Consider the following 20272-nt stretch of genomic DNA (forward strand, 5'->3'; position numbering starts at 1 on the left):
TTATGGGACTGCGCAAAATTAATAGAATTAAATATTGTTCGCTTTGACGGTTATCTCAGCAATATCCAATACTTGGATGGTATCTTCTTTTTCTTTTATTTTAACACCGTCGCGCAACATTGTCATACAAAATGGACAAGCAGCAGCAACCACATCGGCTTTGGATTCTATCACGTCTTCGATGCGCTCTAAATTGATGTCTTTAATGCCTGCCTCTGGTTCCTTAAACATTTGCGCACCGCCAGCCCCACAGCACAACCCATTACTGCGACAGCGCTTTAACTCTACCAAATCCGTATCCAAGGTCTCCAATACCTTTCTTGGCGCTTCGTAAACTTCATTAGCTCGGCCTAAATAGCAAGGATCGTGGTACGTAATCTTCTTGCCTTTGAAAGCATGTCCATCATTTGGTTTGAGTTTTCCTTCATCGATGAGCGATTGGATCAATTGGGTGTGATGAATCACCTCATAGTGTCCACCCAATTCTGGATACTCGTTTTTGATTGTGTTGAAACAGTGCGGGCAGGCAGTCACAATTTTTTTGATGGCATAGCCATCCAACACTTGAATGTTCATCATGGCTTGCATTTGGAATAAAAACTCATTCCCCGAACGTTTGGCCGGATCGCCAGTACAGCTTTCTTCTGTACCCAATATGGCATATTTGATGCCTACATGATGTAAGATTTTACAAATATCTCGTGTTATGCGCTGCGCTCGTTCGTCAAAGCTACCTGCACAACCTACCCAGAAAAGTAAGTCAGGGGATTCGCCTTTAGCTAGTAATTCGGCTGCGGTGGGTATATGAAGTTGATTTTCCATGTATGCTGTATCGTTAAAGGTGGAATAGCCGTCTTAGGCAGTTTCTATTTTTATGATCGCTATGAATGAGTACTAAGAATTCGTCCAGTTGGCTCGGTCTGCTTGTGCATATTTCCAAGGTGCACCGTTATTTTCTAAATTGCCGAGCATGTTGTTGATGCTAGAAGGCCCTTTCGACTCTTCCATGATAGCGTATTGGCGTAAACCCATTATGATCTGTAATGGATCAATATTAACTGGACAGGCTTCTACACAAGCGTTACAAGTTGTACAAGCCCAGATCTCTTCTCGAGTAATATGTGTGTCAATCAACGATTTTCCATCGTCTACAAACTCGCCTTTGTTAAGATCTATGTTTTTGCCAACAGTCGTTAAGCGATCCCGTGTATCCATCATGATCTTTCGTGGTGAAAGCAGCTTGCCCGTAATATTTGCCGGACATGAAGCTGTACAACGACCACATTCTGTACAGGTATAGGCGTCGAGTAAGTTTTTCCAAGTCAAATCATGGACATCTTTTACACCAAAGCGAGAGACTTCACCATCTGGCGGTGGCAAGGATGGATCCAACATCGCTTTTACCTCCGCGGTCACACTTGGCATATTATCAAACTGTCCTTTGCGTTTCAAATTGCTGAAGTACGTATTGGGGAATGCAAGCAGAATGTGTAAGTGCTTAGAGATTGGCAGATAGTTTAAGAACGCTAAAACTCCTATAATATGAAACCACCAAAAGAAACGCTCCAAGACGATCAAAGTGCCCACGTCGGATGGCAGTATACCGGTAAGATATTGGCTCACTGGAAAGCTTCCTGCAACGACGTAGTGTTCTGCTCCTAAGCCTTGTAATTTGTAATCTGATGCGTTCATCAATAGGAATGCAGCCATTAGTAAAATTTCAGCAGCCAAGATCAGGTTTGCGTCGGTTTTTGGCCAATTATTGAGTTCTCTCTGATTCAAACGTTTTACACGTAAAATATTACGGCGTATTAAGAATATCGCACATGCCGTGAATACGGAAAAAGCCAACCACTCAAAACTATATATCAAAAAATTGTAGAAGCTACCCATGAATGCAAATACCCGATGCGTTCCGATGACACCGTCGATCACGATCTCCAGCATCTCAATATTGATAATCACGAAACCGAGGTATACAAAAAGATGAAGTAGGGCAGGAATCGGTCTTTTGAACATTTTCTTCTGACCAAAAGCCACTAGTAACATCGTCTTGGTACGTTCTGCGGGCGAATCGAATCGATTCACCGATCGACCTAAACGAATGTTACGAAATATCTTCGAAGCATTTTTGTAGAATAACCATCCCGCAAAAACTAATAATATCGCAAATAGGAGTTGAGCTATCATCGTTTTATAATCAGTATAATACAAATATATTAAATCCTAGAATACTATGCGTGCATAATATTCTATTTAGAAGAAATAAAAATTGCTTGGGTAGATAACAAAGAAAAGCCGCTACAGTTCTTGTAGCGGCTCTCGAAAAGTTTAGGTGGGAAGATTAGATTCCCAATTTAGCTTTAACGTCTGGTGTCAAATCATCACCACCATCGAAGTAGAATACACTTCCGCTAGCCAAATCTAAAACATAAGCATAGCCTTTGTCTTTTGCTACCGTATTGATCGCATTGATCACTTTGGTTTCGATTGGGTTCATTAACTCCTGGTATTTCTTTTGAAGCTCTTCTTGTGCTTGACCATTAGTTGCTTGGATACGCTCTTCCATTTGGCGCATCTCTGCCACTAAGCCTTGGATTTCTGTATCCAAAGTAGCTTTGTTCGCTTCGCTACGGTTCATAGCCTTTTCGTTCGCTTCCGTTTGTTTTTTCTGGTATAGCTCCAGCATTCCTTGATACTCTTTCTCCTTTGTTTCTCTCAAAGTTTGAATTTGAGTTTGCGCAGTTTTGAATTCAGGAGTAGCTTGCATCAACTCTTGCGAGTTAATGTGTCCAATTTTCTGCTGAGCATTCGTCACCTGTGTAGCTACGAATAATCCCGCTGCTACAGCTACACCTTTCCATACATTTTTCATCATTTTCATGTTAATCTAAAATCTTATACTGCGATAAGTTTGTTGTTCTGTTTATTCTGTTAATCTTATTAGTTTGCGCAATTATACTAAAAAAAACTTAATCCGCTAGTTTAGGATTTGGTTTGTAGCCAAGCTTGGTAATGACCGCATTACTTTTATCCAATGTTGGATTAGCGAATAAGAATGTAGCTTCCGTACTTCTGTCTAAAATTAAATCTAAACTTTCTGCTGCCGCGATATCTTGGATCGCTTTGGTTAAACGTTGTTGAATAGGCTGAATCAGTTGAGCACGTTGTTTGAATAATTCGCCCTCGAAACCAAAACGCTTGCGTTGCAAGTCTTTCACTTCACGTTCTTTATTCACGATCTCATCTTCGCGGCGTCTACGCATATCATCATTCAATAATGTTTGATCGTTTTGATACGCTTTGTACAAGCGCTCTATTTCTGCATATTTTCCATCTACTTCTTCTTGCCACTTGGTAGAAAGATCATCTAATTGCTTTTGCGCAGCTGCGTATTCTGGAATGTGTTTTAAAACATATTCGGAATTAACATAAGCTAGTTTCTGTTGTGCAAAACCTACGCTAAGTGTTAGCGCCAGAACTGCTGTAATCATAAGAATCTTTTTCATCGATATATGCTTTAATTTTTTCCCGTTTATAATTCTTCTGACAATTGAAACTTCAAAAAGTTTAAATTATCCAAATTTCAAAAAGTGTAAACTGTATACTTCTAAACACGTCACGTCGCAAAGTAACAAAAAATAATCATGCTTAAAAGGTACTGTCGTCCATTTTTAACTTAAATTTAACGGACGTCACTGCCAATAAATCAAACGAAACGAACTAGCCCGATTGCTACATCTTGTCTATAGGCATATAAAACAACGGAGATTATCTCGCAAAAGATAACCTCCGTTAATTTTTCCTTGATGATTTTGGCTAGAAACCACCCATATTCTGGATGATACTAAAGGTGAAGTTCTGTCTCCAACGGCTTTCTGGCATACCTGGAATCGGATCGAAAGCGTGTCCGTAATCGATACCCAACATACCGAAGATCGGTAAGAAGATACGAGCACCAATACCCATGGTACGGCGTACTTTAAACGGATTGAACTCGCGGAAATTATTCCATGTGTTACCCGCCTCCGCAAATGCCAATGCGAATACTGTAGCCTGCTCATTTAACATGATCGGATGGCGAAGCTCCAATTGGTATCTAGCATAGATTGGGGAACCAGAACGTACCGCAATATTTTGTGCACTTCCACCTCCAGTAGATTCTGGAATAACAGTACCATTTGCATAACCACGCATCGCGATAATCTCGGTACCTTGTAAGAAGTCAAATCCTTGCATACCATCACCACCCAATACGAAACGCTCGAATGGTGAAATAGGCGCGTCACCGCCATACATGCCCAAATAACCAAATTGCGCTTGGGATTTTAAGACTAATTTGCCAGCGATGGTCGTATACCATTGTGAGTCAAACTTCCATTTGTGGTATTCCACAAATTTGTAAACTTCATTAGCAGGAGCGGTGGCATAATCAACATTGTTCCATAGTGAGTATGGTGGCGTCAATTGAACACTCAACTTGATGTTAGAACCAGATGTAGGGTAGATGGGTGCATCTACCGTGTTACGGCTAATCTCTTGCGTAAAGTTAATGTTGTACGAATCTCCATCAGCAAACAAGAATAATCCGGCATAGTTATTCAATACATAACGTTGGAAAGATAGTGAGCTGTTGATCTGGAAATAACGATCTGGCCATTGCAAACGCTTACCCAAGGTAGCAGTAACCCCGTGCATATTAATGAATGGTGCATTCTCTCTTTCTACCCATTGCGATCCTTGGAAAAACATTTCTCGCATATTAGATACATATGCATTCAAACCGAAGTAAATCGGTTTTTTACCACCTAACCAAGGTTCAGAGAATGAGAAGTTGTATGACTGATATCTTCTACCCGAAGTTTGCCCACGGATACTGAATTTCTGACCGTCTCCACGTGGAAGAGGTTTCCACGAATCTTTCTTAAAGAAGTTACTCGTCGAGAAGTTGTTAAAGTTTAATCCTAAGGTACCAATCACCTGTCCAGCACCGTAACCACCGGACAATTCCACTTGATCAGAAGCTTTCTCGACAACGGTGAACTCCAAGTCGGTTGTACCTTCTTCCATGTTGAGATTCTTCGCTGGGTTTGGCGTGATTTTTTGTTCGTCAAACATACCGAGCTGCGAAATCTCTCGGATACTACTTACCAATGCCTCTCTGGAATATTTCATCCCCGGTTTCAGGAATATAGAACGTAAGACGACGCGATCATTCGTGACATCATTACCTTTCAAAATTACATTATTGATCGTGTATTGCTTCCCCTCAAACATCTGGATTTCCAGATCAATCGTGTCTTTGGAGATGCGTTTGATGATCGGTTCAATCGAGAAGGTAAGATAACCATCATTCTGATACAAAGCCGCTATATCATCGCTGGCGCGGGTAGGGCCTTGCAATCTAGCATTGATCTTTTCTTCACTGTATACATCACCTTTACTGATGCCAAATATGAGATTTAAGATGGAATCTTGATATTTAGAGTTTCCAGTCCAAGTAATGTCGCCGACGTAGTAACGTGGCCCTTCATATAAGTCGATGTCAATGTTGATGCGTTTTTTATTATAGCGCCAGATACTATCACGCAAGATCTCCGCATCACGGTATCCCTTGTCTTGCATTTTAGCAATGAGGTTCTCTTTAGCTTCTTGGTATTTGTCTTCTTTGAATCGGCCTGGTCCAAATATGCGAAACCATGCGCGTGGTTTTACGCCTTTCAAAAACTTCCGCAATTGGCGGTTGCTGAAGTTTTCAGCACCCGTGAAGTTGACATCACGTACTTTAATTTTGTTGTTCTTTTCTACCTTAGCCGTTACTGTTTCGTAGTTGGCTTGGACGGAATCTGGTGCGGTGGTGATGGTAATATCTGGGTACAGATATGATTTCTCTCGAAGATACTTTTCAATCGTAGTACGTGTGGTGCGCAGCAAATTTTCGTTTACAATCTTGCCGGAACCAGCATTTAGACGTTTACGTACCTCTTCTGCTTGACTTTTCTTTAATCCCTCGACAGTAATTCCTGCCAAACGAGGTCTTTCCACCACGCGAATCTCTAGGAAGATATTCTCGCCTTGGATGTTCGTCGCATAAAGCTGCACCTCTTCAAAAAGGTTCTGGGCCATGAGGTCTTTAATTACATTGGCGGTTTGTTCACTCGGTACCTCAATGTATTGGCCTACGTTTAATTTTGAAATGGTGATTAGGACGTCTTTGTCCAAGTATTCTACTCCCTTTACATCCACTCCGGCAATGATGAAATTTTTCTGGTTCAAGTACGAAAGTTCGTCAGGATCGCTAAGGTTAATAGGGCGATTTCCAGGTGTCTGAGCCTGGGCAGAATAAAAAACGGAAAGTGCGGAGATTATAAAGGCGAGTTTAACAAATATGTGCTTCATCTACTAATTATTGTCGGTGCTAAAGTACACCAATCTCTTGTTAATTTATGTTAAAAGACCGATCGCAAGCTTTAAGAAGTGTTAAAACGAGGCAAAGGGTCAAAAGTAAACAAATCTTACAATTGTTCACTAATCTTACCGAATCTTCTTTCTCGGTTTTGGTAGTTATATATGCATTCATACAGATTTTCGCGCGTAAATTCGGGCCACATAATCGGTAAAAATGCAAATTCGGTATAGGCCATCTGCCACAACATGAAATTGCTAATCCGTTGTTCACCGCTCGTGCGTATCATCAAATCAGGATCTGGAAGACCCTTGGTGTATAGATTTTCGGAAAACAATTCTTCGGTGATATCTGTTGTAGCCAGCTCGCCATTTTGCACACGTTGTGCAATTTTTTTCGTCGCTTGCAGAATCTCTGCGCGCGCGCCATAACTCAGCGCAAGCGTCAAGGTACATACAGCGTGATCTTCGGTCTGGTCGATGGTTTCTTGCAGCGTACGTTGGCAGTGCGCAGGCAAATCGTCGATATTACCCACAGCATGCAACTTCACGCGATTTTTTTTGAAGGTTTCTACTTCCGTGGAGAGCGAATGCACTAGGATTTCCATTAATGCCTGCACTTCTTCTTTTGGACGATTCCAATTCTCGGTAGAGAAAGCATATAGGGTGACGAAGGGTACGCCAATCTCCACACATCCTTCTAGCGTTTCGCGAACCGAATTTACACCATTCTGGTGGCCAAAAACGCGGTCTTCTCCTTTCTCTCGCGCCCAGCGTCCGTTGCCATCCATAATAATCGCGATGTGCTGAGGTAGGGTGTCCTTGTTGATTTTGTTTTTGAAATCCATTCTTTATTCGTGAAAATGCTTTTAGTATCTGCAAGCTTTGTATTGGGCGTAAAGATAGCTTTTTTTACGTGAAGTATCTTTCGCTAATATGGTAACAGCTATTTGTAAGTGCGTAGATGGATGCTAATAAATAGGTAGAATAAAACTAATAATTGCGTACATCTAATCCCCAAAGAAGTTTCTCGCGCAGAATACTGAAGTATTGATCTTTTTTCAAACGAATAAGGTTCACTTCAAAATCCGCTTTTCTGATGCGCAAAGTTGTGCTGCTTGGTAACGTTTTGCTCCGAGAATCACAGCTCAAGATGTATTTTTCCGTACGGCTATCAATCTTTAGATCCAATTCCGATTCGGCCGAAATGACGATAGGTCTCACGTTTAAGTTGTGGGGAGATACCGGAGTGATTACAAAATTGCCGCTACCGGGCATGATAATAGGGCCACCACAACTTAAAGAATAGGCGGTAGATCCGGTTGGAGTCGCAATGATTAATCCATCTGCCCAATAATCGTTTAACAATTGCTGATCCAAATTTGCCTGCACTGTGATCATGGCCGAGGTATCATATTTGAATACAGTGATGTCATTTAGGGCGAAGTTTTCGTCTCCAAATAATTCATCTTCAGGGCTAGAAACCGAAAGTACGCAGCGAGATTGTATGGTATATTCGCCATTCAGGATTTCTTCCAATGCTTGATGGATATCATTTTTGGCAATATTGGCCAAAAATCCGAGTCGACCAAAGTTGATCCCTACGATCGGAATACCCGAATCGCGAATGAGCGAAACTGCTGATAGCATCGTGCCATCGCCACCCAAACCAAGCATAAAATCGATCGGCTGAGCAACGTCTTTTAAGGTGTTGAAAGTTTTAAAATGCGGCGGACAATAGGACTCATCTTTCAGAAAAGCGAAAAATGGTGCGTAAATATAGACGTCAATATCACGTGCAGCCAGAAAACGAAATAATTCTTCTACGTAAGAATTGACGGAAGGATTAAATTCGCGTCCATAGATGGCTATGGTTGTTTTCATGTGAGCAAATAGTTACAGCGGGCAAATGTCGCAATAATTGTTCATTATAATTCTAGGTAGTTCATCAAAAGATTGTACCGATCTTGAATGTCATTTTTATCACTACCATCATTAAATGTTGCTTTCACCACGTAATCAAAGCGCCATAATGAGGCAACAATGGCGGCAATATTATTTTTGTTCACCTTGATCGTCATCTCTATACGGTCGGAATCAGGTAGTTGACGTGACGAAATACTCAGTATGCGGGTATTTTCCGATTCGATAATATGCGAAACCTGCGACAGGGTGTAGTCGCGGCTATCCATTTCCAATACAATCACGGCGCCTGCTTCGTTATTGGCTAAGGTATGGTTGAGCGCTTTAAGTATGTCCTTCTGAGAAATGATACCTAAATATTTGTGATCTTTGGTAAGTACGGGCAGAATATCGTGATCATGTATGGCCATAATCTGCAAGCCATCAAAAATATGCTGGTAATCATATACATACACCAGCGGTGAAGTGCGCTTAATATCGCCAACGGCTTTGGATTCGTCTTCTTCCGCCAGCAAATCATCTTCGCGAACCAAGCCTATAAACTCACCGTCCTGTACAATCGGTAGCTGATGAAAGTGAAATTCACTAATGCGATGTAATACATGAGCCACCGTATCTTTCGGATTGACCTCTGCATAAAAGTTAGAAATTATTTCGCCTATATACATGCTGTTCCTCGTTCGTTATTACCTAGTTAGACTATGATTAGCGCCAACGTTTAATACGTCACATTTTTGTTGTATAGCTTCTTGACTTATGCTAAGTTAATAACATTCAGGGGATCATACCTAATCGGGAGGGTTCTGACTGTACTTTTTTTCTCAAAGTTATTCGTAGATGTCATAAATTATGTATTTTTACGACAAAGGAGTAGGGTATTTATCACTTTATGAAATCAGTAGAGCAAGAAAAGTTTATAGAGATACGGAACGTTATTCATAAAAAAAACCCAACACTAGCCAAGTGGATTCCCAAACCTCTCATTAGTTATTTACAGCGTGTGATACACGAGGATGATATCAATTATATCATGCGCGAATATAAGGATGACTATGGGTTGGATTTCGTGGATTCACTGCTTAATGAACTTGGCGTCGAGGTTGTCCTAGAAGGGGCGGAACACATCCCGTTGACAGATAGCGTCATATTTGCGTCCAACCATCCGTTAGGTGGTTTGGATGGAGTGGCTTTTATGCAGGCTATTGGCCGATACCGGAAAGATGTCAAATTTTTGGTGAACGATATTCTATTGAATGTTCGGAATCTAGAACCACTATTCATCCCGGTCAACAAGCTAGGTGGTCAAAGTAAAAGTGGCATTGCAGCAATCGAGAATGCCTACGCTTCCGATCAAGCTTTACTGGTGTTCCCAGCAGGCTTGGTGTCGCGCAAGATAGATGGCAAAATTCAGGATTTGGAATGGAAGAAAAGTTTCATATCCAAGGCGAAGAAGTATAAAAAAGATATTGTGCCAGTGTATATTGATGGAAAGAATTCCAACTTTTTTTACAACTTGGCGCGATTAAGACAGCAATTGGGTATCAAAGCCAATATTGAAATGCTGTATTTGCCCGATGAGATGTTCTCACAAAAAAACAAGCGGGTAAAGATTGTAATTGGGAAGCGTATACCATATACCAACTTTGATGCTTCGAAGAATGAACGTGCATGGGCTGAAGAAGTGCGTACATTAGTGTACGACATGGCGCAGACCAAATAGATAGAGAAGAATAGTTAAGTATGCAAGAGATTATTGCACCAGTAGATAGAGCGTTAATAAAAGCAGAGCTGACACCAGAGGCTTTTCTGCGTCATACGAATAATGGTAACAATGAAGTGTATCTAGTGAATTACCACACTGCGCCGAATATCATGCAAGAAATTGGACGTTTGCGAGAGCTCACATTTCGAGGAGCAGGTGGCGGTACGGGTTTACCTTTAGATATTGACGAAAATGATACCTGCGAGCACAATTATGATCAGCTGATCGCTTGGAGTCCAGAAGACGAGGAGATTACAGCTGGATATCGTGTGATTCGCTGTGATAAAGCCATCGATAGCAAAGGCCATATTCACTTATCTACCGCACATTATTTTGATATTTCAGAAAAATTTGTGCGTGATTACCTGCCTTACACCATCGAATTGGGTAGATCTTGGGTGCAACCCAAATATCAGCCATCCAGCGAAAATCGAAGAGGTATTTATTCGTTAGACAATTTGTGGGATGGTTTGGGCGCAGTAGTTATCATTAATCCAGAGATCAAGTATCTTTTTGGTAAGGTAACTATGTATCCACATTACAATGCGGTAGCACGTGATTTGTTGATGTACTTTATGGCGTGTTATTTTCCAGATAAAGAGCAGTTAGCAAAGCCAGTAGAATCCTTATTTTTAGGTTATAAAACGGATATTTCGGAATTCATCGGCATATTTGACGGATTGCCTTACAAAGAAGGATACAAGTTGCTCAATACAAAAGTGCGCGCTTTGGGCGAAAACATACCGCCACTTATTAATACATATATGAACATTTCGCCAAGTATGATGACTTTCGGTACAGCATTGAATGATGAATTTGGTGAGGTAGAAGAGACCGGTATTTTAATTACCATTGATGATATCTACCAGACCAAGAAAGAACGTCATATGTCGACTTACGAACGGGACAAGATCCAAGATAGAGTAAAAACAAAAGAGGCCTAAGCCTCTTTTGTTTTTTTAGTTCAAGCGATTCAGCTTTACCTCATTCGTATCTGGAATGTTGAGCGGTACGCGCTCCAAGGTCACGAAGCTGCTATCCAAGCCAAAACTTTTCTCCTCGCTCAGGCTAAAGGTGCGCAGCACCTTATACATTTCCATGATGATTCTATTGCCCCATGAGAGGCTAGACGATTTCGAAAATACTTTTTCTAATACAACGAAGTTGAAATCTCCCGCGATGCGGTGCTTTTTTAGTGTTTCATAACGGCTGGTGATATCGATCTCGCCTTTAGACACCATATCTTCCACTACCTTTCGGAATAGTAAACTGATTTTCTGTTCTTCACGAAATCCTAATTTAAAATCTATTCGTACCAGTTTGCCCGGAATCAATTGTTTGACGGTGTAATCTCTGGCATGAGGCGTGTCCATCACATCCACATGCACAAACCAATATACATCGGCACGTTTGGGTTTTTTATTAATGATGGAGTATACAATTTTGTCTTCAATATCATGCGTATTGTTGGCACTGGTGAGATATACGAGCTGTGATGCGAATGGTTGTATGCTCGTGTCCGAGCTTAAATCGGATAGGATACCGTAATATTTCCGAATATCGACAAAACGGATGTAGGCATTCTTGATTTTGCGCGCCATGTACCAAGCATACATCACAAAGAATATGGCTGATGCGAGTACCAAAGTCAGCCAACCGCCATGCGTGAATTTTACTAAGTTTCCGGCTAGGAAAGTTAGTTCAATTACGAAATAAATAATAGCGAAGATGGCAATCCAGACTTTGGGTACACGTTTGCGCACCATGTAATAGCACATCAGTGCTGTGGTGGTAATGAAAGTCATGTTGATCGCTAAACCATAAGCCGCTTCCATATTGCTTGACTTCCGAAAAACAGCAATGATTAATATACAGCCTAGATAAAGGATCAGGTTGATGGACGGTACGTACAATTGACCTTTGTGATCGCTAGGATAGCGAATAGAAACTTTGGGCCAGATGTTCAATCGTACCGCTTCCGATATCAAGGTGTATGCTCCGGAAATCATGGCTTGACTAGCTACAATCGCTGCAATCGTGGCGATTACGATTCCGGGTACCACAAACCATTCAGGCATAATGCCGAAGAATGGATTCAGATCTCCCAAACGTGCACCTTGATGCGTGAGTAACCAAGCACCTTGCCCAAGATAATTCAACAAAAGCATGCTTTTGACAAAAATCCAGCTGATTCGGATATTAGACTTGCCACAATGTCCCATGTCTGAATAAAGCGCTTCTGCTCCGGTAGTACATAGAAATATAGCACCTATGATAAAAAGAGAATGTGGATGTTGTACAATCGTTTGCACGGCGTACCAGGGATTAAATGCTTTCAACACATAAGGCGCTTGATCGATATGTAGTATACCCAATGTTCCGATCACCACAAACCAAATCAACATAATCGGGCCAAAAACCCGCCCAACAACAGAAGTACCAAAGCGTTGGATGACAAATAATAAGGAAATGATCAAAACCACGATCGGCACGGTCGGTATATGGGCATTCATCATGGAAAGTCCTTCCACTGCCGAAGAAATGGTAATTGCTGGCGTAATCATGCCATCGGCCAACAACGTCGAAGCACCTATAATGGCTGGAATAATCAACCATTTACTTTTCCGGCGAACCAAAGAATACAAAGATAAAATACCACCCTCACCATTATTATCTGCACGCAACGTGATAATGACGTATTTGATGGTGGTTTGCAACGTAAGGGTCCAGAATATACAGGACAAGCTGCCTAAGATTAAGCTTTCTTCAATGATCTCCTGATGAAAAATCGCTTTGAAAACATACAATGGAGAGGTGCCGATATCTCCGAAAATGATCCCTATACTGATCAGTAAGCCCGCGGCACTAAGCCGGTTTAAGTGCGATTTATTGTCCATAAGACAGATGAGTGAATAACGCGGTAAATGTATTAATTTTCTGGATGTAATTACAATGTTTTGACAATTCCTTCGATAGCCGCTTTCGGGAGCTGCGAAACTATTTTGGTATATTCGTTAAACACTAATACAGAATCACGATCATGGGAAATCAATCAATTTCAATAGACGCATTGACGGAAGCATATATTCAGAAAGAAGAGCAGTTTGGTGCGCACAATTATCATCCGCTACCAGTTGTCTTAAACAGGGGAGAGCGCATCTATGTGTGGGACGTGAACGGAAAGCGCTTTTTTGATTTCTTGTCTGGCTATTCCGCGGTGAATCAAGGGCATTGTCACCCCAAGATTGTGGATGTTTTTGTAGATCAAGCACGTACGTTGACGTTGACCTCGCGCGCTTTCCATTCTGAAAAGTTTGTGGAATATACTGAATACATTACTTCACTATTTGGGTTCGATAAAGTGCTACCCATGAATGGCGGAGTAGAAGCTGTGGAAACTGCGATTAAATTGGCGCGACGTTGGGGTTATCAAGTAAAGCAGGTGCCCGAAGGTCAGGCAAAAGTGATTACGGCTGCAGAAAATTTCCACGGACGGACATTGAATGTGATTTCTTTCAGTACCGATCCGGTGGCCAAGCAAGGTTTTGGTCCTTATATGGAAGGTTATGTCACTATTCCTTACAACGATCTGGCGGCATTAAAGCAAGCGGTGAAAGATCCAAATGTCGTGGCATATTTGGTGGAGCCGATTCAAGGCGAAGCCGGAGTTGTTGTGCCAGATGAAGGTTATCTAAAATCTGCTGCACAAATCTGTCGCGAAGCGAACGTGCTTTTTATCGCCGATGAGATCCAAACGGGATTGGCTCGTACAGGGAAGATGTTGGCTTGTGATCATGAAGACGTGCGTCCTGATATTCTCATCTTAGGAAAAGCATTAAGCGGCGGTACGATGCCAATATCCGCTGTACTGGCCGATGATGAAATCATGCTAACGATACAACCGGGTGAACACGGCTCTACATTTGGCGGAAGTCCACTTGCTGCAGCGACCGCAATGGCCGCTTTACAAGTATTGATCGATGAAAATCTCTCGGAGAATGCAGATCGGTTAGGCAATTTGTTCCGAGATACCATTCGATCTTGGAATCATCCGCATATTGCCGAAGTGCGTGGCAAAGGTTTATTGAATGCCATTGTCGTAAATCACTCCAATGATAAAGCGGCAGAAATCCTCTGCTATGAATTATTGCAAAATGGCTTATTAGCCAAGCCGACGCATGGTGATAAAATTCGCTTTGCACCACCATTGGTGATCACCGAATCAGAATTGTTGGAAGCACTAGATATTATTCAGAAAAGTTTTGTGGTGTTGGATTAGTAAAAGCCGATAATTCCTAAAATTAAAAATCCCCAAAACCGATAAGGTTTTGGGGATTTATTATGTTTGCTTCGGCAGTTGCCAGCGCGTATTATACTTCTAATAATAAACGAGCTGGATCTTCCAATAGTTGTTTTACACGTACTAGGAAGCTAACTGACTCGCGACCATCAATGATGCGGTGATCGTAAGACAATGCAATGTACATCATAGGACGAATCACAACCTGACCATTTTCAGCAATCGGACGTTGCACGATATTGTGCATTCCCAAGATCGCAGATTGAGGCGCGTTGATGATTGGTGTAGACATCATCGATCCAAATACACCACCGTTCGTGATCGTAAATGTACCGCCTGTCATCTCATCAATAGACAATTTGTTGTCGCGCGCTTTTACGGCTAGATCGACAACAGATTTTTCGATTTGATATAAGCTCATGGATTCCGCATTGCGAATGATTGGTACTACCAAACCTTTTGGTCCAGATACAGCGATAGATACATCTACGAAGTCAGAATATACGATCTCGTTTTCTTCCAAACGCGCATTCACCGCAGGCCATTCTTTCAAGGCAGTAGTTACCGCTTTGGTGAAGAAAGACATGAAGCCAAGACCTACACCGTGTTTGTCTTTGAAAGCATCTTTGTATTTACCACGTAGATCCATGATCGGCTGCATATTCACCTCGTTGAAGGTAGTTAGCATCGCTGTTTCATTTTTCACGGATACCAATCTGCGAGCTACTGTTTTACGCAATGAGCTCATGCGCTCGCGTCTTTCGTTGCGTTCGCCTGGTGCACTAGCCGCAGGTGCTTCCGCTGCCTTAGCAGACGATGATGCAGCTGGTTTAGATTCGGATTTAGACTTCGCTTGCGCTTTTTCTGCATCTTCTTTCGTGATGCGACCGTCTTTACCTGTTCCTTTTACGGCGCTTACGTCAATTCCTTTTTCACGCAAAATCTTTGCAGCAGCTGGAGATGCTGTACCTGCTGCATATGAATCTTCACTTTCGTCTTCAGAAGCAGATTCTTTTGCCTCTTTGTTATCTGAGCTTTTAGATTCTTCTTTTTTCTCTTCTTTCTTTTCGCTATTACCACCACCAGCAGGAGCGTCGCCATCTTCGATCGTACATACTACAGCACCAATCTCCAAAGTGTCGCCTTCCTGAGCAATAATTTTTAAAATACCAGCTTGTTCAGCAGGCAATTCAAAAGTCGCTTTATCAGACTCTAACTCAGCAATGTTTTCATCCATCTCTACGTAATCTCCATCTTGCTTTAGCCACTGGGCTAAAACAACTTCGGTGATGGATTCGCCTACGGTAGGAACTTTTATCTCTAAGCTCATAATGTTGTTTTTTTAACCGGTGAAGCGCACGCATGCACTGCCGATTTGCGTTTGTTGTTTATGCAAATGATTTATTAACGATTTCTTCTTGTTGCACCGTGTGCTTTTTCATGTAGCCAGTTGCCGGACTCGCATTTTCGGTTCTTGAAATCACATCCGTAAATTCAAGGTCTGATTTGCGGAACTTGCGGCAATAATAAGGCCAAGCACCCATGTTTTCATTCTCCTCTTGTACCCAGATAAATTCTGTCGCTTTTTTATAGCGAGCGCGAATCTCTTCTAGTTGCGCTACTGGCGCAGGATACAATTGCTCGATGCGAACAATAGCTACGTCGGTACGTTTGTCCGCTTGTTGTTTCTCCAAAAGATCGAAATAGACCTTACCTGAACAAAACAACACACGTTTTACAGTGGTAGCTTTTGCGTAATTGTCACCCAATACCGGTTGGAAATCTTTATCGGTAAAGTCTGCCAAAGGTGAAGTTACTTTTGGATGGCGTAGTAAACTTTTTGGTGTGAATACGACCAATGGTTTACGGAAATCGCGCACCAGCTGACGGCGTAACAAGTGGAAGTAGTTGGCCGGTGAAGTACAGTTCGCAAGAATCATGTTGCCGTGAGCACACAATTCTAAGAATCGCTCGATACGAGCCGAAGAGTGCTCTGGACCTTGACCTTCCATACCATGAGGAAGCATCAAAACCATACCATTTGAACGTCTCCATTTGCTTTCTGCACTCGCCAAGTATTGGTCAATGATGATTTGTGCACCATTGTAAAAGTCACCAAACTGCGCTTCCCATACGGTTAAGGCATTTGGATTAGCCAAGGCATAGCCGTATTCAAAACCAAGAACAGCATACTCCGATAATAAGGAGTTGTAGATATTGAAGCGATCTCCGCCATCTACCTGTGCTAACGGTACATATTTTTCTTCTGAATCTTCTAAAGTCAATACCGCGTGACGATGCGAGAACGTACCACGTTGTACATCCTGACCAGATATACGCACGCGTTTACCATCTGCCAGTAAGCTGGCATAAGCCACGAGCTCGCCCATTGCCCAATCGTAAGAGTCTTTTTCGATCATCTTGCTGCGATCTTCGAAAAGCTTCGAGATCTTGCGGAAGAATTTCTTCTCTTTTGGTAATTCGGTGATTTGCTTAGCCAATGCTTTGAAAGCATCCGCAGAAATGCGTGTCTCTACGGCTTCGTCCAAATCCACTTTGCGTGCTGGGCGAAGGCCTTTCCACGCGCCGCCAAACATAGGAGCTTCATCTTCGATGTTTTCGATTTTTTTAGAATCGTTGAGCTGAGATTGTAGATAAGTCTTGAATTCTTTCTCTACCTCTTTGGCATAGTTATCATCGATGCTACCTTCATCTACCAATTTCTTTGCATAGATCTCTTTCGGGTTAGCGTGTTGCTCAATCGCTTTGTACAATAATGGTTGGGTGAACTTAGGTTCATCCGCTTCATTATGTCCATAACGACGGTAGCATAGCAAATCGATGTATACGTCTGTTTTGTATTTCTGACGGTATTCTACCGCTAGGTTGATCGCATAAACTACCGCTTCGGCATTATCACCATTCACATGGAATACGGGCGAAGAAGAGATTTTTGCTACGTCGGTACAATACGTTCCCGAACGGGCGTCTTTATAATTGGTCGTAAAACCAACTTGGTTATTGATCACAATGTGAATAGTACCGCCAGTTTTGTATCCGTCTAATTTGGACATTTGCGTTACCTCGTACACCACACCTTGTCCGGCGATAGCCGCATCACCATGAATCAGGATCGGAGCGATCTTCGAAGAGTCGCCATCGTATTTCATGTCGATTTTTGAGCGAACGATACCTTCAACGATCGGATCTACGGTTTCTAAATGCGAAGGGTTAGGCGCTAAACTCAAGTGTACATCTTTTCCACTATCGGTTTTGATGTCTGATGAGAAACCCAAGTGGTATTTTACGTCACCGCCAAATGCCATCTCCGGATCTTCCTCTTTGTACATCTTGCCTTCAAACTCAGAGAAGATGGATTTGTAAGATTTACCCATGATATTAGCCAGCACGTTCAAACGACCGCGATGCGCCATACCAATCATAAATTCTTGAATACCGAGGTCAGCACCTTTTTCGATCACCGAATCCAATGCTGGGATCAAGCTTTCAGCACCTTCCAAAGAAAAACGCTTTTGTCCAAGGAATTTAGTGCCTAAGAAGCTTTCGAAAACAACGGCTTTATTGATTTTTTGAAGAATTCTCTTCTTTTGGTCGCTGGAATAGTTTGGCGTGTTGCGTTCAGCTTCCATTTTGTCCTGCAACCATTTGATTTTTTCCGGATTACGGATATATCTAAATTCTGCACCAATAGAGCGGCAGTAGGTATCTTCGATAAGCTGACGAATCTCGCGTAACTTGACTGGCCCTAAGCCAATCTCAACACCCGCATTGAACACGGTATCCATATCTGCATCAGAAAGACCGAAAGTCTCCAGCTCTTTCCCTGGGTAGTACTTGCGGCGCTCGCGCACTGGGTTGGTGTCAGTAAATAAATGCCCACGATCACGGTAGCCGTGAATCATGTTCAATACGTTGATCTCTTTGATGGCATGATCAGATACTTGATCAAAGTTTTCACCGTCTGATCCTTCGGCTGTTTGTCCGAATTCGAAGCCTTCAAAAAATTTCTGCCATCCAAAATCAACCGAGCTAGGATCCTCTTTGTACGATTGGTAGAGTCCTTCTATGTAGCTGGTGTCTGCGTTACTCAAATAAGTTAACTTATCCATTTAAATATAAAATCATCTTTATAATTACGCAAATTTAGTAATAATAAAAGATTTAAGGCAATTTATTGCCATAATAAATCGGGTAATTTGGAAAGTTTTTTACGGCCAAACGATCCTTTTGTTTTCGTGTTTAAACATGGGCAATATTAGTTAATATTCAACTTGGTATGCTCGTATTTGTATAATACATTTCTACGTGTTCGATGCCGTCTTCGTCATACTTTTCGCCATCCGGTATGAATCCTAAGGATTGGTAGAATCTGTCGAGATAGGTCTGTGCGCCAATTCGGATTCCTAGATTTGGGTAATGCTCTTTCACGATGTCGATACTTTTGAGCATCAGCTGTTTGCCATAAGAGTTTCGTCGAGCACTAAACGAGGTAAGTACTCGTCCAATAGATGGTTCTGTAAAAGAAATTCCTGGTGGGACGATGCGTGTATATGCCGCGATTGGGCTATCCGCTTTTTCTCTGCCAATTAGATGCAGACAATGGGGGTCTTTGTTGTCTAGATCCTGATATACACAGTTTTGTTCCACCACAAAAACCTCTGAACGACACTGAAGAATTTCATAAAGCTCCGAGGCCGATAGCTCGTGAAAAGGAACAAGAGTCCAAAGAAGTTCTTTTTGAGGTGTCATATGCTGCATGTTTAAGTGTTGTGTGCTATTTGCGGTTCGATTTTAAGGATTTTATCCTAACTTGGCAAACATAGTCCAATAAATATTGATCGTATACCATGAGTGAATATAGCTTTAGATTAGCGAAGGCAGAGGAAGTAAATGCTATTTGGGAAATTTTGCAAGAAGCCATTGACCGCCGTAAAGCAGACGGAAGTGTGCAATGGCAAGATGGCTATCCAAATTTGCAAGTAGTTGCCAAGGATATTGAGCGTGATGCAGGCTACGTTTTGGTGGATGGAGATCGATTGGTGGGATATTGTGCGCTATTCATTGATGATGAGCCAGCCTATGATGATATTCAAGGGAATTGGCTTACGGACGGTTCTTTTGTGGTTTTTCATCGTGTGGCCGTATCTAAAGATTATGTGGGTAAGGGAATTGCACAACAGCTCTTGTTGCATATTGAGTCATTTGCCAGAAATCGAAAAACCCCTAGCTTGCGCGCTGACACGAACTTCGACAATGCGGCGATGCTGCGCATTTTTGAAAAATTAAACTATAAATATTGCGGTGAAGTCGTATTTCGTGGAGGCTCTCGCAAAGCATTTGAAAAGGTGTTGCACTAAGTAGTAGCTACTATGTATTGGTAATGTCATAATCGCCAATTTTAATGTAATAAAAATTGTTACATTAAAGATTCTGCATTACCTTTGTTTCGAAATGAACAATACACGATTTGCTACAGCATTACACATCTTGTCTCTTCTGTCGAAATATAGTACGGAATGGCTGAGCTCTGATTGGATGGCAAGCAGCATAAATGTCAATCCGGTAATCGTACGTAAAGAATTAGGTGTATTGCAGGAGAATGGCTGGGTGGTGAGCCGCAAAGGCAAGGAAGGTGGTTCGCGCTTACAAGTTAAAGGCAGCGAAATTCGATTGGGCGATCTTTATCAGGCGATTCGAAATTCGGATATTTTAGGTAAAAAGAATATGAATACTAATCCAAAATGTCCTGTAGGTAAAGAAATCAATAATCGCTTGGATAGTTTGTACTCCGAGACAGATCGTATTGTGTTGGCCTCATTGAACGAGCAAACTTTGGAAAATTTTGTGGATCAGTTTTGATC

Annotated in this window: 17 protein-coding genes; 5 read left to right on the plus strand and 12 right to left on the minus strand. The window is 41.9% G+C overall.

The features are described from left to right. Positions 1 to 27 precede the first annotated feature (27 nt). From DC487_RS02815 to DC487_RS02850, 8 genes are all read right to left on the minus strand, one after another. Entirely contained in the window at positions 28 to 822 is a 795-nt protein-coding gene (locus tag DC487_RS02815) for a (Fe-S)-binding protein (RefSeq protein WP_116774420.1), read from the minus strand. 72 nt (positions 823 to 894) lie between these two features. Further along, positions 895 to 2190, minus strand: coding sequence for a (Fe-S)-binding protein (locus DC487_RS02820; RefSeq protein WP_116774421.1), 1296 nt, complete (start codon positions 2188 to 2190; stop codon positions 895 to 897). A gap of 154 nt (positions 2191 to 2344) precedes the next feature. Beyond that, positions 2345 to 2884 carry an OmpH family outer membrane protein gene (locus DC487_RS02825; protein WP_239016307.1) on the minus strand — a complete coding sequence of 180 codons (540 nt, stop codon included), beginning with the start codon at positions 2882 to 2884 and terminating at the stop codon, positions 2345 to 2347. A gap of 88 nt (positions 2885 to 2972) precedes the next feature. Then, entirely contained in the window at positions 2973 to 3509 is a 537-nt protein-coding gene (locus DC487_RS02830) for an OmpH family outer membrane protein (RefSeq protein WP_116774422.1), read from the minus strand. A gap of 310 nt (positions 3510 to 3819) precedes the next feature. Beyond that, positions 3820 to 6399, minus strand: a complete 2580-nt coding sequence (locus tag DC487_RS02835; protein ID WP_116774423.1) for a BamA/OMP85 family outer membrane protein — start codon at positions 6397 to 6399, stop codon at positions 3820 to 3822. A 116-nt stretch (positions 6400 to 6515) separates the two neighbouring features. Further along, the gene (locus DC487_RS02840; RefSeq protein WP_116774424.1) at positions 6516 to 7253 is read right to left on the minus strand and encodes an isoprenyl transferase; all 738 of its coding nucleotides are present in this window, start codon (positions 7251 to 7253) and stop codon (positions 6516 to 6518) included. 145 nt (positions 7254 to 7398) lie between these two features. Further along, positions 7399 to 8289 (minus strand): NAD kinase, encoded by an 891-nt coding sequence (locus tag DC487_RS02845; RefSeq protein WP_116774425.1) that lies wholly within the window; start codon positions 8287 to 8289, stop codon positions 7399 to 7401. Between the two features lie 44 nt (positions 8290 to 8333). Continuing rightward, the gene (locus DC487_RS02850; RefSeq protein WP_116774426.1) at positions 8334 to 8996 is read right to left on the minus strand and encodes a CBS domain-containing protein; all 663 of its coding nucleotides are present in this window, start codon (positions 8994 to 8996) and stop codon (positions 8334 to 8336) included. A 221-nt stretch (positions 8997 to 9217) separates the two neighbouring features. On the opposite strand from DC487_RS02850, the gene DC487_RS02855 reads away from it, so the two are divergent. Beyond that, positions 9218 to 10048: a 1-acyl-sn-glycerol-3-phosphate acyltransferase gene (locus tag DC487_RS02855; protein WP_116774427.1), complete on the plus strand. Its 831-nt coding sequence runs from the start codon at positions 9218 to 9220 to the stop codon at positions 10046 to 10048. A 20-nt stretch (positions 10049 to 10068) separates the two neighbouring features. Then, positions 10069 to 11034: a GNAT family N-acetyltransferase gene (locus tag DC487_RS02860; protein WP_116774428.1), complete on the plus strand. Its 966-nt coding sequence runs from the start codon at positions 10069 to 10071 to the stop codon at positions 11032 to 11034. A 15-nt stretch (positions 11035 to 11049) separates the two neighbouring features. On the opposite strand, the gene DC487_RS02865 is transcribed toward DC487_RS02860, so the two are convergent. Then, positions 11050 to 12987 (minus strand): KUP/HAK/KT family potassium transporter, encoded by a 1938-nt coding sequence (locus DC487_RS02865; RefSeq protein ID WP_116774429.1) that lies wholly within the window; start codon positions 12985 to 12987, stop codon positions 11050 to 11052. A 143-nt stretch (positions 12988 to 13130) separates the two neighbouring features. Here DC487_RS02865 and rocD point away from each other — a divergent pair, with 143 nt between their 5' ends. Then, positions 13131 to 14369: an ornithine--oxo-acid transaminase gene (gene rocD, locus DC487_RS02870; protein ID WP_116774430.1), complete on the plus strand. Its 1239-nt coding sequence runs from the start codon at positions 13131 to 13133 to the stop codon at positions 14367 to 14369. A 91-nt stretch (positions 14370 to 14460) separates the two neighbouring features. On the opposite strand, the gene odhB is transcribed toward rocD, so the two are convergent. The 3 genes from odhB to DC487_RS02885 all read right to left on the minus strand — a co-directional run bounded on the left by odhB (position 14461) and on the right by DC487_RS02885 (position 19160). Further along, positions 14461 to 15720 carry a 2-oxoglutarate dehydrogenase complex dihydrolipoyllysine-residue succinyltransferase gene (odhB, locus tag DC487_RS02875; RefSeq protein WP_116774431.1) on the minus strand — a complete coding sequence of 420 codons (1260 nt, stop codon included), beginning with the start codon at positions 15718 to 15720 and terminating at the stop codon, positions 14461 to 14463. Positions 15721 to 15778: 58 nt separating this feature from the next. After that, positions 15779 to 18520, minus strand: coding sequence for a 2-oxoglutarate dehydrogenase E1 component (locus tag DC487_RS02880; protein WP_116774432.1), 2742 nt, complete (start codon positions 18518 to 18520; stop codon positions 15779 to 15781). Positions 18521 to 18677: 157 nt separating this feature from the next. Then, on the minus strand, positions 18678 to 19160 hold the full coding sequence (locus DC487_RS02885) for a GNAT family N-acetyltransferase (RefSeq protein ID WP_116775019.1): 483 nt from the start codon (positions 19158 to 19160) through the stop codon (positions 18678 to 18680). Between the two features lie 98 nt (positions 19161 to 19258). On the opposite strand from DC487_RS02885, the gene DC487_RS02890 reads away from it, so the two are divergent. Continuing rightward, entirely contained in the window at positions 19259 to 19768 is a 510-nt protein-coding gene (locus tag DC487_RS02890) for a GNAT family N-acetyltransferase (RefSeq protein WP_116774433.1), read from the plus strand. A gap of 94 nt (positions 19769 to 19862) precedes the next feature. Beyond that, positions 19863 to 20270: an Rrf2 family transcriptional regulator gene (locus DC487_RS02895; protein ID WP_116774434.1), complete on the plus strand. Its 408-nt coding sequence runs from the start codon at positions 19863 to 19865 to the stop codon at positions 20268 to 20270. Positions 20271 to 20272: the final 2 nt, after the last annotated feature.

The sequence above is a fragment of the Sphingobacterium corticibacter genome, from assembly GCF_003076635.1.
GTDB classification, from domain to species: Bacteria; Bacteroidota; Bacteroidia; order Sphingobacteriales; family Sphingobacteriaceae; genus Sphingobacterium; species Sphingobacterium corticibacter.